We start from the raw sequence: 13,755 nt of genomic DNA, 5'->3' as shown, positions 1-13,755 counted from the left end.
TCTTCAGCCTACGCCTAGTATGATGTTTTTGTTCATCAGCTCGCAATTTTGCTAGCGGCTTCCTCCATACAACCCCTCGCGGATTTGCACTTGCCATTCGCTAGTAGTTATCGTTTAATAACAATCAGTTATTTAAACGGTGATCTTCCTACAGAGGACTTTCACCTCATTAGTTAATGCCCATGTCGGGCGTACACAAACGCCTCAACAAAGGACGTAAAAAGCTTGGCTTGCGTCACTTCGTTCCTAATTTTAGCCAAGCCTTTTACGCCTGTTAGGCGGGCGTTATACAAACAAGGATGCATAGGTGAATTTTTTCAGCAATAACTTTAAAGCCATTTGGTGGGGAGTCATCGTCATTACACTTGGCTTTTATTTTTGGCAGCGACTCCCTGACTTAACAACGGGTAAATCTGTTACTGCGGATATGCTAGTTTTTGTTGTATGGATAGCTGTATGTCTAGTTCCTTTTTTCAATCAATTTGAATTTTTGGGCGTTAAGCTTAAAGGGCAAATCGAAGAAGCAAAAAAGGAGCTGCAAGGACAGTTAAATGATTTAAAGTCTGAAATTAATAACAACAATAATGTTGATGTAAAACCTAATGTAAGTCCAAATTTTTGGGTTGGAAATCAGCCCACCCCAGCAAGTGATGAAAAATTACTCGAATTAGAAAGTAAACTGGACAAAATCATAACCGCTACGGAAGCAGGTTTTGGTTATAAAGTAAAAAATCAGCCTAAACCCGCGTATGATGTTTCTCCTGATGTTTCATTTCTATTTGAAACCCGTTATCAAATAGAAAACGGTATTCGGAAACTGGTAAAGCAATCTTGTTCCAATGCCCTTAAACGCCCTTTTCCAATAAGTAAGGTTATTTATCATTTAGTTGAAGAAGAGTTGTTGCCCTCAGATATAGCGGCACTTGTTCGGGAGGTGTACTCAATTTGTACCCCTGCCATACATGGTGAAGAGGTAAAAGCTACTCAAGTTGATTTTGTTAGAAAAGTTGCACCTGAATTAATATCAGTAATAGAAGCTGCGAGTGAAAAATTTGTATAACAAGCGCCTTAAAAAATGGACGCAAAACGCTTGGCTTGCGCTCATTCTTCGCGGATTATAGCCAAGCATTTTTGCGCCGCTTAGGCGAGCGTTAGGTGTTTCGAGAGTTTGTATGTCTTTTTTAAGAAAATTATTTCGCTGGGAACGAGGAAGGCAGAATTCAGGCTACGATAAAATGCTACTTTGTGGCGCTATATGGCCTATAAAATTTGATACATACTTACTAAAATTCCCGCAAGGAAGTGAAATCGCACCGCATACTGATATGGTCCAAACGGGTAAACATTATCGGCTCAATATAATACTTAAAAAAGCTAAAGTCGGTGGCGAATTTATTTGTGTTAATCCAATATTTGAAACTAGGCGCATTAAACTATTTCGGCCAGATGTCAGTGAACATCAGGTAACAAAAGTAGAGCTGGGTAATAGGTATTTACTAAGCATTGGTTGGGTACAAAACACCTAACACATATGAACCTTCTCGGGTCAAGTAAGCATAATGATTCTTTTTAGCTGCTTTTAAGCAGCTAATTTGTATCTGCAATTCTTAAATCTGTTCACTTCGCTATGTCGGATAGCCGTTAAAATCGTTTACGGCAAACACATATTGAGGGTCTCTTAATGCGATCTCATCGCTGCCTAAATCAGTCGATACAACTTATCGTTTAGGGCCACTAGACATTCATCGGTTAACCTTAATCTGGCGCTACTCAAGGGGATGGCTCATTCGTCCAGTTAGTTAAAGGCTCAGCTAAGGTGTAAACGATTTAACTCATTGCTTAAATTAATGCGCACCAATGGGGTGTCTAATCAAGGCCAAATAGCTTACTACTTCGACAACACTTACCTGTAAGACACAGCTTTAGCTGACAAAAACACAAATAATACGCGGTTGTTCATGCTTATCTAGTTAGGTGTATAGCTCACCCCATTGTGCGACTTAACTTTTTAAAAAACGTTCATCATCGAATACCGTTTTATTCTTCAACATAAAATAAACACAGCGCCCGAGCTTATGGGCGAGCACTGAGAGTGCTTTGGCCTTGCTCATGCGTTTTTGTAATTTGTTTAAGTAACGCCGAGCTTTGTCGTTGCCACGTAAATAAAGCACTGCGGCTTCACTGAACGCCCATTTTAAGTGACCATTACCAATTTTATTGCCACTGGTGCCATAGGTTTTACCAGCAGATTCGGCTTTGCACTTAACGAGTCGACAATAAGATGCAAACTTTTGTACAGACTCGAAGCGATTAATATCACCAATTTCATACAAGATGGTCATGGCTAAGATAAGCCCAATACCTGGTATGGTACGCAGCTGTGCGTAATAGTTTGGTTGATGCTTTTTAGCTTTGCTTTCTAAATAATATTCAAGCTTTTTAAGCTCTTCTGCGTAGGCATCGAGAATGGCCAAGTCAAAGTTAACATTGCGTTGAACGGCTTGATCGTCAAAACGCGTTTGGAATTCTTGGCGAACGCATTTGTTTTTCATGTGTAATTCGAGCGGTGGGTAGTTGTACTGACTATTTGTGTTAACTATATGCGCTTTCAGTTGTGCGCCATGTTGAACCAGTCGTGTTCTTCTGCGCAGTAAATCGCGGGTCGAACGCATATTAGCAGGGTAATTGTAAGCCAGTGGAAAGTTGCCACCACGCAATAGGCTAGCGATTTTATAAGAATCAATTTTATCGTTTTTGGCTTTGCCACCATGAATGGCTTTCATGTACAGCGCATGACCAAGTACAAAGCCGATATCATGTTCAGCGCATAAATCACTGACCCAATACCAGCAATGCATGCATTCAACACCGATAACAATATCTTCTAGATAGGGTGAAATCAGTTTAAGTAATTCATGTTTATCAGCTTTTATTTTCTGATGAACCACTTTATTACCACGCTCATCAAGAATGCAAACGTATAAAATGCGTGCATGCAGGTCAATTCCACAATAATATTTGTGAAAAGTAGTATAGAATTTCATTGAGCTTTCTCCTTTTGGTTTGGTCGCCTTGAAGTTTAGCTGTTCGCTAAACTTCGGGGAGAAGGTTCAATAAGTATCAAGCAAATAAATCAGGACAAATAACAGTTGGTTTTTGCTCCTGCGTCGCTTATTTTAACCAACTGATATTTGCCCATTATTAGGGCGTTATGTTTGAGTCAGATATGGATGCAGATTTAAAGAAAAAAGTTGATGTTGTAGTTGGATTGAGCCGCCTTGCAGGCGGTACATTGATTCTTGTTGGTAGTATTTTGGTGTTTGTTTTTGTTCAATCTGCGCTAGACCCAAATGCTGTAATAGAAATTAATGGTGTTCCTAGCATTTATAAGGACAGGCATTCAAACTTGAAACCTTGGATGTCTTGTCTAAGCTTTTAGTTCTTCAAAATCATTTCAATTCTCAGTTCAAGGAGTGAACGATGGGATTAGCAAGGAAGTGTCAAATCAGTCTATCCGATACTAAATACTATCACTGTGTTTCGCGTTGTGTTCGTCGTGCATTTTTGTGCGGCGAAGATAAACTAACTGGCAAATCGTATGAGCATCGACGAGGCTGGGTAGAAGAGCGTTTGTTGTTTTTAGCGCAGGTGTTTTGTATTGATGTATGCGCCTATGCGGTGATGAGTGATCACACTCATATTGTGCTGTATGTAGATGATAAAAAAGCACAAAGATTGAGTGATAGAGCTATTTTACTACGTTGGCATAAATTGTTTAAAGGCACACTGCTCAGCCATAAGTATCTCAATGGTGAGGTGTTAGATGAAGGTCAGCGGTTCTTTTTAAGTAAAGATATCAAAGAATACCGAAACCGCTTATCAAGTATCAGTTGGTTTATGCGTGTGCTCAACGAAAACATTGCCAGACGAGCTAACAAAGAAGATAAATGCACAGGCCATTTTTGGGAAGGGCGATTTAAATCACAAGCTTTGCTGGATGAGTCAGCACTACTGGCCTGCATGGCATACGTAGATTTAAACCCAATACGCGCGAAAATGGCACGCACTCCAGAACAATCAGAACATACCAGCATCAAAAAACGCTGTGAAGCTGCCACATCAGGCAAACAACCTAAGCAACTAGCCCGCTTTGTAGGTAGTCCCAGAAAACACATGCCCAAAGGAGTGCCCTTTGAATTAAAATCTTATCTAGAGCTGGTTGAACTCACCGGAAAATGCATTAGAGCAGATAAACGAGGGTACATAGAACCACACCAAACTCCGATTCTACAACGCCTCAATATTCAGGCTGAAAACTGGCTAAAACTGACCACCCAATTTGAACGTGTTTTTCATGGTGCCGTAGGCAAAGCACATTCGTTAGATATGTATTGTGAACGCGCACAACATAAACGACGAAGCAACATCAAAAACAGCAAAGCATTATTGGCTTAATCAAAATAAAACATTCACTACATAAACACCTTACAAAAACATCGCGCAGGGTGCGAGAAACTGTGCTAGTAGCTTTGTTATTTCATTGCAATCAACGACCAAAGAGCGATTTGAGAATACGGAAAGTTACCTTTTGGTAGTGTGTAGGTTAAGACAATTGTGAGTTTGGTAAATTAAAGGGCCCAAGGCGCTAGATTTTAAGTGTCTGTCCTTTTTAACCACCTCATTTGGCACTAAACTTGCTGTGGTCAATTCGCGACCTTGCGAATAAAAAGCCAAAGAGAGCAATATGGAAATTAATAATCTTATTAAAAATCAAATAACTAAAATTATCGAAGCGGCAGCTTCTCCCGAAGCGTCTGAGGCTGCGACTACTTTGGATACGCTAACTTTAAGCGCACAGGTTGTGCACTTTTTACAAACCGCATGGCAATTATTACCTGCTTTGGCGTTGGGGATAGTGGTTATTGTACTTTGTTATTACTTAGCCCGGCCAATCTCTTACCTTTTGATTAAACCCATAGGTTATGTCAGTACAAGCCGGTTATTGCATGTAGTCACTCGTCGTTTTATCAGTGTGTTAGTCATACTCTTTGGTATCTATATCTTTTTGCGCTTGGCTGGGTTGAGTGAGTTTGCAGTCGCAGTAATGAGTGGCACAGGGCTTGTTGGTCTTATTCTCGGGTTTGCGTTTCGTGATATCGCTGAGAACTTTATTTCGAGTATGCTACTTAGCATCCAACGCCCGTTTAGAATTGATGATATTATCGAAGTGGATAACTGTTTAGGTATCGTTAAAAAGGTCACAGCCCGAGCAACGACCTTAGTTGATTATGATGGCAACCATATTCAAATCCCCAATGCGACCGTATATAAGAATGTGATAAAAAACTTTACCGCCAACCCCAAAACTCGTGGACACTTTAAGATTGGTATTGGCTATGACAACGATATACGCCTGACTCAGCAAATTGCAATTAACTTACTAAAAGAACAAAGCGCGGTTTTAAATGATCCGCCACCGCAGGTTTTACTTGAAGCATTAGGCTCCGCAACTATTAATCTAACTATTTATTTTTGGGTTAATAGCGAACAACATAGCCCGATAAAAGTAGCGTCTCAACTCATGCGAGAAACAGTTAATTGCTTTACTGAGCACGGAATTAGTATGCCTGACGATGCTAGAGAGCGGATAATCATAGCTGCAAATCGTGAGACGCAAGGAGTAGCCAAAAAAGCGAATAGTAATTCAAGTAGTAGCACATCCATGAGGCAAAAGCTTAAAGCTACAACAGGTGCGGATATTGATGATGTGAGTAGCGATGCAGATGAGATCAGAGAGCAAGCGGAGCGTGCTCGAAGTCCAGAAGAAGGGGATAATATTATTTAGCGGCACAAGAGGTTTTGAAATGTGTCTTGGTTAATTTTTGCCTTAGTCTATTTGTATAATTCAACTTAGCAAAGTGATAGGAAATTGCACCAACTTATAAAGGACCACCAACTTATAAAGGACAGGCACTCGAATTTTTAGCCCTAATCATACAGTCTATTCCTGGCATTGGACTTATCAACACCTCCGCTTTTGTGGCTTCTATCGATAAAGGTCAGGCATTTAAAAATGCCAAAGATTTTGCTGTATGGCTTGGTCTTACTCCTTCGCAATACGCCTCGGGTAATACCAATCGGTTGGGCAGTATCACTAAGCGTGGAGATGGCTATCTTAGAAAACAGCTTATTCACGGTGCTAGAACCGTTGTGACTCATGCTAGTAAGAAAAGTGATGATTTGAGTCGTTGGATAACAGCGCTAAAACAGCGACGAGGTCATAACAAAACAGTGGTCGCTACCGCACACCGCCTAGCAAGGCTGATGTGGGTATTACTGCAAAAAAACGAATCTTATCAGCCCCAATATACGCAACAAGGTGCTGTGCACAGTGTTTGATTATTTTTCTCTTTGGTTGTTAGGTAAGCTCGACGTGGACAAGGGCAAACTAGCCCGGGTGGGTGTAGTGAGCACCTAGCAACCTTTTACCACTGCTTATTTTTTTATTGATGAACAAAGGCCAGCGCCTGTCTGCATCAATCCCGTTACAGGCACGGTCATGCAGGCCGAGTGGGTGAACAACGTTTAGGGAATGCAGGCTCGAAGCTCATTAGGGGCGCTGCTAAATGCAGTTAAGCCCGAATATATGTCAGAGCAGCTTTTTACATTGCATAACTGGTTGATTCAAAAATTAAAATATAAGCGGGTAGATACTATAAAAAACGGCACGAGGCGACTAAAAGCCACCTCGATTGGTTAGTACTGTTTGACAACGACTGAGCGTCCATATATGTCCAATTTGCAATTTTTTTGCAATTTGCTCCTTAAGTTTTGAAGCTTTAAGTCGATTGACAAGATTAGTACATACTAAAGTGAAATAAGGAATATGACATGAAAGTGAGTAATAACCAAGGGGCAATACTATATGCCAGTAATCAAACTGCCCCAGCACTCCAAGATAATAAAGCACTTCATCAAGACGCGACTAAGAGCCAAGATGAGACACTGAATACGGTCCTTGCCGATGACATATTCACCCGCTCAAACGCCGACTTTTCTGATTATGAAAAAGCAAATTACACACCCGATGGTCGCTTAAACCTTCCCCCTGCTTTTGAATCGCACCGAGGTACAATTGAAGCGATTTTTACCTCTATGGACAAACTTTATAGTGACACACCTAGAGCGGCTCAGCGTATGTTTCAAGCGTACTCTGGCTTAGAAGAGAAAATTCTGAGTGAGTTACCAGAATTAAGTCATAAAGACTGGGGATTTTCGGTGAATGACCAAGGTGTTCTGGTTGCTACAGGTCAGCTATCGGATGCGCAGCGTGATGTGATAGAAACTAACCTCAACAGTAACGATAGCCTGGTGAAGGCTGCGCAAGATTTTAAAGCACATTTTATCGAAGGACTTGAAATTCAACGAGGAGAATCGGGTAAGAGCCAATACTGGGGCAAGTATGATGTAAAAAATGAAAACTTCTCAGATATTATCGACTTCAAATCGATGATGAGCCAAATTGCAAGCGCCAATGAGAGTAAAACAGGTGGGTTTGAGTGGCGCTCAAAAAGCCAATATGCGTGGGAGCAAGGCATGGTTGCACAATTGAAAGCCAAAGCAGAGCCTAAATTTTCTGCTTGAGTGAAACAAGCAGGTCAAGCCTGCTTGAATAAGAATACAACTAGCTTTTAGTACTGGAAAGTAGACGTTGTTTACAGATGTGGCCTAGAGAAACAATTTCGACATTAGGGCCACCTACACCCGTTGCTTGACCAAGTGATGTTGGTACGACCAATTGCCAAGCACCGATATTAAAGTTCGATTTCCAACGGTTTACATAACCAAGGCTACGCTCAATATGCTCAACTTCATAGTCGCCATATGAGCAACGGCCTATATCAAGTTGCTTGTTAATTTTACCTTCACTATCTGAGCTTAAAAAAGTGCGTTCATCATTCTCTGAAGTTCTATTGTAATAGTCTCGCCAGAGTCTAAATACTGCATTAGCACCGGGTACAGGGTGGCCAGTTGAGTCATTGAGTGTGAATGAGATGTTCAGTTTTTGATACGCTTGAGTGGTTAAATAGGGATCATTCATTGCGGAGTATGGTAACCGCAATACGTTGTTTTCACCATTAATGTTGATACTTGACAGCGATTTTACTGTAGAGCCAAACGTTAACATATATTGGTTAGCGGGAATCGTTTCTAAATTTGGGTTTGCACTCACACGAACAACGTGAAACTCTCCAGCTTCAGTTGGCGTAATTGACTTGCCTTTAGAGGGGACCTCGCTCCAAGTCCCAGACTCGAAGTGCTCTAAAACAAACGCGCCACGGTTACTTAAGTCATCTAATTTTAGCAGTAGATCCTGCCCTCGTTTTGCTTCAAATGCATAATGATCCACATCGAGCATATGGTCGAGATTTGCTGTAAACTTGTTTTGTTGATCTGGCAATTGAGTCGAAGCTGCTACCGTATCATTTGACTCAAATGAATCGATAGTTTCACTTGTGATTACACCAAAATTGAATTCCGACCCATCAGCTTGTTCATACTGTAAAAGCCAATAATAATGACCTGCTTGTGTTAAAGCAGAAACCATTTCATTAAGATTACCGTTATTTGCTGATGTACCCATAAAGGTCAAAGTGTCATCCGCATTATGGCGGACTAGAGATAAAGTGACATCGGTGTTTTCATTCTGCCCCAGTACGAAAGCATAGGACTTACTCCGATTTGTGATTTCGAAATGGAAGCAATCAGAGCCACCGGTACTGGCACCTGCTAATGGGTATGCGGTATTGGTTTGTAGAGTTGGCTGACACTTTAATTGAATAGTGCTGCTTTCCTCAGCCAGTGAGGAAAAGGTAGAAGCATCAGCGCTGCTTAGACGTTTCAAATGGCTTAGTTTGGCGAAGTTTTTTGCTTGATTACTTAGGGTATGTTTCTGAGTTACACCAATGGTTAGCGAGTCGCTCAAATCTGACAGTGTTAAGTTATTACTAGCAGCAAGAGCAAGATTAGAAGTGCTACCTATGATAGTTCCAAATGCGCTTATTAGCATGATTTTATTCATAAATTTTCCTTTTCAATTGTAACATCCATATAAAATTAAATTGTTCCTGTAAAGTCAACAGCAGAGAGCAAGTCGGGGAGACGTTTTGGGAGACTCTGGAGTAATTTTGAGAGGCACTCCCTCTAGAACACCGTATGCTTATTTATTGCCGTGCGTCGAGTGATTAACCCGCAGGGCAAGCTGGACTCGGGGAAGCAAATAATCAAGACATATATGGACGGCTCAGCCATTGTCAAACAATACTAACCAATAGAGGTGACTTTTAGTCGCCTCGAGCTTTTTTGTGTTATTTACTTGCTTAATTTTTAGCTTTGAATCAACCAGTTGTGCAATGTAAAAAGCTGCTCTGACATATATCCGGGCTTAACTGTGTCTATCAGCGCCCCTAATGAGCTTCGAGCCTGCATTCCCAAAAAAGTTATTCACCCACTCGGCCTTTATAGCCGTGCCCTATACGGGATTGATGCAGGCAGGTTTTGGCCTTTGTTCATCAATAAAAAATAAGCAGTGGTAAAGGTTGCTAGGCGCTCACTACAGCCACCCGGGCTAGTTTGCCCTTGTCCACGTCGAGCTTACCTAACAACCAAAGAGAAAAATAATCAAACACTGTGCACAGCACCTTGTTGCGTATATTGGGGCTGATAAGATTCGTTTTTTTGCAGTAATACCCACATCAGCCTTGCTAGGCGGTGTGCGGTGGCGACCACTGTTTTGTTATGACCTCGTCGCTGTTTGAGCGCTGTTATCCAGCGACTCAAATCATCACTTTTCTTACTAGCATGAGTCACAACGGTTCTAGCACCGTGAATAAGCTGTTTTCTAAGATAGCCATCTCCACGCTTAGTTATACTGCCCAACCGGTTGGTATTACCCGAGGCGTATTGCGAAGGAGTGAGACCAAGCCATACAGCAAAATCTTTGGCATTTTTAAATGCCTGACCTTTATTGGTAGAAGCCACAAAAGCGGAGGTATTGATAAGCCCAATACCAGGAATAGACTGTATGATTTGAACGGCTTCGCTGCGGGTATTTTCTTGTTTAAACAAATCATCAAGTAGATGGATTCTTCGCTCAAAGTGAGTGAGTTCATCACAGACTTCTGAAATCATCAAAAGAACAGCTGGTTGTAATGAATGAGTAAGTAGCTCTCGTAGCTTTTGTTTAAACTTGCTGTAAGACTGAGGAATATCAATACCAAATTCAAGTAGCAGGCTGCGTGTTTGGTTGATACAAGCGGTTCGAGCAGATAAAACACGCTTGCGCATTCGATGCAGAATAAGCACAGCTTGTTGCTGCTCAGTTTTTACAGGTACAAAACGAATGTTTGGTCGGCGACTGGCTTCATAAATAGCGAGGCAATCGTTTTTATCATTTTTATTACCACGCACAAAAGGAGTGACATGCTGTGCTGGGATTAAGTTAACTTGATGGCCCGCAGCTAGACAGGTTCTCCCCCAAAAGTGAGAAGAAGAACAGGCTTCCATAACAATTTCACAAGGCGGTAGGTTGATAATGGTTTCTTTAAGCTTGCTTCGAGATAGGCGTTTGGATAAACAGGGATGACCTTGACTATCAACACCTAATAATTGGAATACATTCTTTGCTAGGTCAATGGACAATGTGCTAACTTTTTGCATGATGGATGCTCCTATGAACTGTTGCTACCAAATCAGTTTGGCGCATTGACGCCGATTTGGGAGCGTCCATCTCATCACCCACCTCGACGGGAATGATGGACACCTACTCCAATTTGCATGTCGGGGTGGTTTGCACGGCGGAATTAGCTTGTCGAATTGCGGTAACGCTTTGCGTCTTATTCACCAATTTGTGTTCTGCTTAAGTTGGAGCCGACACTAACTCGTGAGTGTTTTTAGTGCTTGCTGTGCTTTTTTTACCAAGCGACCGTCAATCGATTCGTGAGTAATACGTTGTAGCAAAGCTTTTGCAGGTGCGGTAGTTATATTGTTATCTTTTGCTAACGACAAATAAAGGTTCGCCAGTTCATAGTTGGACCATGTCGGTAGCTGATATGCGTTTAGTAAGTTTGTTAATGCTAAAAGCGCTTTGTGTAGCTGCAGGTTTTGTTCTTTGGCAAACATTGCCACACGATAGCAGGCATTGAACCATTTTTCTTGAGCATGCCATGTGGAGTCCGATTGGCTATTGCACGCACGGAAAAAATAATCTTGCGCGTGTCGGTCTTCACCTAGAGTCCAGTATAATTGCGCTATTCGCTCCAAAACATCAAAATCTTGGGCAAATTCTTTCGCGGCTTGCTCAGCAAGCTCTTTGCCTTGTGCGAAATTATCATTACTTTGTGCTTGGTTGATCTGTGCAATGTAACCCCATTTTTTGTCTAAACGCATTACTTGTTTAGTGGCAGCCATTTGTGCATCAGGTCGACCTCCATAAGATTCACTTTGACCGAGTGCGGAGGCCTGTAAAGTAAGATACTTAGGGTCGTTAGGGGCGAGTTTACCGACTTTAATCTTTGCGGCGACAGCCTTTCGGTAATAGCCTTGTTTTGAAAATATACTCGCCAAGTGACCAATGGAACGCCAAGCTTCGGCCGAAAACGCAAAGGTTTTTGCTTGATTGTCGAATTGTTGTTCAAGCTCAGTAACTGCGCGCTCTGCTTTGTCGAGCAACTCTTGCTCCAGATAAAATAAAATTGTTAATTTCGAAAGCTCATAATTCAACGGTAAGTTTTTATTATTAACCAATCTTTTTGCCGGGTTAAGATCTCCTTGAAACAAAGCATGCTGTGCGTTTGTAATTTGTTGCACTAATTTATCTTGAGCATTTTCACTGTCATGGCAAAACGCTGTCAATGGGGTTAGTAAAATGCTTGTCAACCATATGAAAATTAAAAGTTTCATAGCAAACTCCTTGGTTTTTTGATACTGCATTGGTGCTCAGTATCTATATCGGCTTAGTTGTCCATTAGGGGGTAGCGTGGGAAAGTTTACGCTTTTCACTATCGTATATGTAATTATTTCGCTCATTGACCTGTTCAATACTGCTGATCTTACCTTCATCTATGACAACTAGTTTGTCAGCCGCACTGAAATAGCGGTCGTCATGTGAGATCACCACAACGGCTTTGCCCTGCTGTTTTAAGTCAGGGAGAATGTGGCTGTAAAATTCATGTTTAAATTCAGGGTCCTGATCGGCTGCCCATTCGTCAAATAAGTACAGTTCACTGTCTTCAATTAATGCGGCAATTAAAGCCATACGTTTTCTTTGCCCATCAGATAATGACAAAGTTGAAAATTGTCCGTTGGTGTATGTTACTTTCTTATCTAACTTAAAAGCTTGGAGCAAATGCTGAACTTTTTCGGCTGAATAATGTTTGTCGCTGCTGAGTATGCGATCAAATAAATAATAGTCAGTGTATATGGCTGATATTGATTGTCTGAAGCCCATAATATTACCATCGTTCATTACCACATCATCGAATAGTAAAGTACCTGAGGTTGCCGGATAATGTAACGTTAGCAATTTAGCCATAGTCGATTTACCAGAACCATTGCCACCGATAATAAAAGTTATTTCACCTCGGTTGATAGTAAGGTTGAGAGGTCCAACGGTAAAGTGACGATCATTTTTTGCGCTGTGTTGCTCATATTGAAAAGTTACATCTTGTAGTGTAAGTGTGTGCCAATTTTTTAACGCCTCACTATAAAGATATGGCTCTTCTGGTAGTGCTTTAAATAATGATTCAACTTTGTTTAAGGCTATTTTAGCACTGGCAAATTGTGGTGCAAAATTAAGCAATGTACTGACGGGGCCTGAAATGTATAACAAGATCATCACCACAGCTACCAACTCTTGGTTGGAAATGGCATAGTGATTGACAAATACAAAGGCAACAGCACCTATTACTAAAAGCGAGATCAGATCGCCAAAATTTACCGCGACTCGCATGATGGTATGACCCATCTTACTTGCGTCTCGAACGTTATATTCATCTGGATCAAGGCTTTGTATAAAGTAATTTTGCCGTTTTTCAGGGCTTAATTTGAGCTCTTTACTACCAAAGACGAGGCCTTTTATAGACTCGTGCAAGTCATCTAAATAGGCGCGTGCTTTTACAAGAAAATGCCGCCCAATTAACATGGGTATTTGATAGGTGATAATGCCAAAAATTATGCAGGCAATGACAAATTTAAATACATCACTATTGAGGTAGTAAAGGTAAAACAACATACCACATAAGGTAACTAGGGTGGTTAAAACATCAGTGATTAATCTGGCACCCGCTACAATCAGCCGCACATCTGAGGTAATGGTAGCTATGATTCTAGATTGCCCTACTTTTTCAAGTGACAATAGGGGGGCATTGGCTATTCGGTCGTAAATTTGTTGACGTAGATCTGTGGTTATATCTAACGATATACGTGTTAATATAATTTGTGACAATGTTTTCGCGATCAAAATAAATAAACATAAGCCGGCAAATACAAATGCATGGCGGATATGAGAAATTTGCCAAGAAAACAAGGTGCCAAATTCGCTTTGTACTTTTGAAAATAAGCCCGTCTCCGGCGTGAGCACTGAAATAACCAACGGAATTATCATCGCATACGCTACGCCTGATAATGCCCCTAAAATGATTGCAAAAAATACTCTATTCGGGGCTTTTTGTGCGAATAAACCGATAAAGTTCATCT

At 41.1% G+C, this 13,755-nt stretch carries 11 protein-coding genes and 1 pseudogene; 7 read left to right on the top strand and 5 right to left on the bottom strand.

Annotated elements, in window-relative coordinates; translation table 11 throughout:
• Positions 1 to 307 precede the first annotated feature (307 nt).
• Positions 308 to 1,060, top strand: a complete 753-nt coding sequence (locus AC5FX4_RS12855; RefSeq protein ID WP_493606776.1) for a hypothetical protein — start codon at positions 308 to 310, stop codon at positions 1,058 to 1,060.
• A gap of 112 nt (positions 1,061 to 1,172) precedes the next feature.
• Positions 1,173 to 1,526 (top strand): 2OG-Fe(II) oxygenase, encoded by a 354-nt coding sequence (locus AC5FX4_RS12850; protein WP_493606775.1) that lies wholly within the window; start codon positions 1,173 to 1,175, stop codon positions 1,524 to 1,526.
• Positions 1,527 to 2,000: 474 nt separating this feature from the next.
• Here AC5FX4_RS12850 and AC5FX4_RS12845 read toward each other — a convergent pair whose 3' ends face one another.
• The gene (locus AC5FX4_RS12845; protein ID WP_493606774.1) at positions 2,001 to 3,044 is read right to left on the bottom strand and encodes an IS110 family RNA-guided transposase; all 1,044 of its coding nucleotides are present in this window, start codon (positions 3,042 to 3,044) and stop codon (positions 2,001 to 2,003) included.
• A gap of 167 nt (positions 3,045 to 3,211) precedes the next feature.
• On the opposite strand from AC5FX4_RS12845, the gene AC5FX4_RS12840 reads away from it, so the two are divergent.
• The 5 genes and pseudogenes from AC5FX4_RS12840 (at position 3,212) to AC5FX4_RS12820 (ending at position 7,644) form a co-directional block, all read left to right on the top strand.
• A complete protein-coding gene (locus tag AC5FX4_RS12840; protein WP_493606773.1) occupies positions 3,212 to 3,439 on the top strand; it encodes a hypothetical protein in 228 nt (75 codons plus the stop codon).
• Between the two features lie 41 nt (positions 3,440 to 3,480).
• Positions 3,481 to 4,455 (top strand): transposase, encoded by a 975-nt coding sequence (locus tag AC5FX4_RS12835; protein WP_493606772.1) that lies wholly within the window; start codon positions 3,481 to 3,483, stop codon positions 4,453 to 4,455.
• Positions 4,456 to 4,744: 289 nt separating this feature from the next.
• Entirely contained in the window at positions 4,745 to 5,845 is a 1,101-nt protein-coding gene (locus AC5FX4_RS12830; RefSeq protein ID WP_493606771.1) for a mechanosensitive ion channel family protein, read from the top strand.
• Positions 5,846 to 5,991: 146 nt separating this feature from the next.
• Positions 5,992 to 6,399 (top strand): annotated as a pseudogene (locus AC5FX4_RS12825) (transposase); the annotation flags it as partial.
• Positions 6,400 to 6,891: 492 nt separating this feature from the next.
• Positions 6,892 to 7,644 (top strand): hypothetical protein, encoded by a 753-nt coding sequence (locus AC5FX4_RS12820; protein ID WP_493606770.1) that lies wholly within the window; start codon positions 6,892 to 6,894, stop codon positions 7,642 to 7,644.
• 40 nt (positions 7,645 to 7,684) lie between these two features.
• Here AC5FX4_RS12820 and AC5FX4_RS12815 read toward each other — a convergent pair whose 3' ends face one another.
• The 4 genes from AC5FX4_RS12815 to AC5FX4_RS12800 form a co-directional block, all read right to left on the bottom strand.
• Positions 7,685 to 9,082, bottom strand: a complete 1,398-nt coding sequence (locus tag AC5FX4_RS12815; RefSeq protein ID WP_493606769.1) for a hypothetical protein — start codon at positions 9,080 to 9,082, stop codon at positions 7,685 to 7,687.
• A 599-nt stretch (positions 9,083 to 9,681) separates the two neighbouring features.
• Entirely contained in the window at positions 9,682 to 10,719 is a 1,038-nt protein-coding gene (locus AC5FX4_RS12810) for an IS110 family RNA-guided transposase (protein ID WP_493606768.1), read from the bottom strand.
• A 216-nt stretch (positions 10,720 to 10,935) separates the two neighbouring features.
• A complete protein-coding gene (locus AC5FX4_RS12805; RefSeq protein WP_493606767.1) occupies positions 10,936 to 11,961 on the bottom strand; it encodes a tetratricopeptide repeat protein in 1,026 nt (341 codons plus the stop codon).
• 64 nt (positions 11,962 to 12,025) lie between these two features.
• Positions 12,026 to 13,753 (bottom strand): cyclic peptide export ABC transporter, encoded by a 1,728-nt coding sequence (locus AC5FX4_RS12800; protein WP_493606766.1) that lies wholly within the window; start codon positions 13,751 to 13,753, stop codon positions 12,026 to 12,028.
• Positions 13,754 to 13,755 lie beyond the last annotated feature (2 nt).

The sequence above is a fragment of the Pseudoalteromonas sp. ATL1 genome (assembly GCF_058933015.1).
This window is presented reverse-complemented; position numbering and strand designations above follow the sequence as displayed.

Coding starts and splice junctions, on each gene's coding strand:
- AC5FX4_RS12850 (WP_493606775.1), top strand. CDS start 1,173: ATGTCTTTTTTAAGAAAATTATTTCGCTGGGAACGAGGAAGGCAGAAT.
- AC5FX4_RS12845 (WP_493606774.1), bottom strand. CDS start 3,044: ATGAAATTCTATACTACTTTTCACAAATATTATTGTGGAATTGACCTG.
- AC5FX4_RS12840 (WP_493606773.1), top strand. CDS start 3,212: ATGTTTGAGTCAGATATGGATGCAGATTTAAAGAAAAAAGTTGATGTT.
- AC5FX4_RS12835 (WP_493606772.1), top strand. CDS start 3,481: ATGGGATTAGCAAGGAAGTGTCAAATCAGTCTATCCGATACTAAATAC.
- AC5FX4_RS12830 (WP_493606771.1), top strand. CDS start 4,745: ATGGAAATTAATAATCTTATTAAAAATCAAATAACTAAAATTATCGAA.
- AC5FX4_RS12820 (WP_493606770.1), top strand. CDS start 6,892: ATGAAAGTGAGTAATAACCAAGGGGCAATACTATATGCCAGTAATCAA.
- AC5FX4_RS12815 (WP_493606769.1), bottom strand. CDS start 9,082: ATGAATAAAATCATGCTAATAAGCGCATTTGGAACTATCATAGGTAGC.
- AC5FX4_RS12810 (WP_493606768.1), bottom strand. CDS start 10,719: ATGCAAAAAGTTAGCACATTGTCCATTGACCTAGCAAAGAATGTATTC.
- AC5FX4_RS12805 (WP_493606767.1), bottom strand. CDS start 11,961: ATGAAACTTTTAATTTTCATATGGTTGACAAGCATTTTACTAACCCCA.
- AC5FX4_RS12800 (WP_493606766.1), bottom strand. CDS start 13,753: ATGAACTTTATCGGTTTATTCGCACAAAAAGCCCCGAATAGAGTATTT.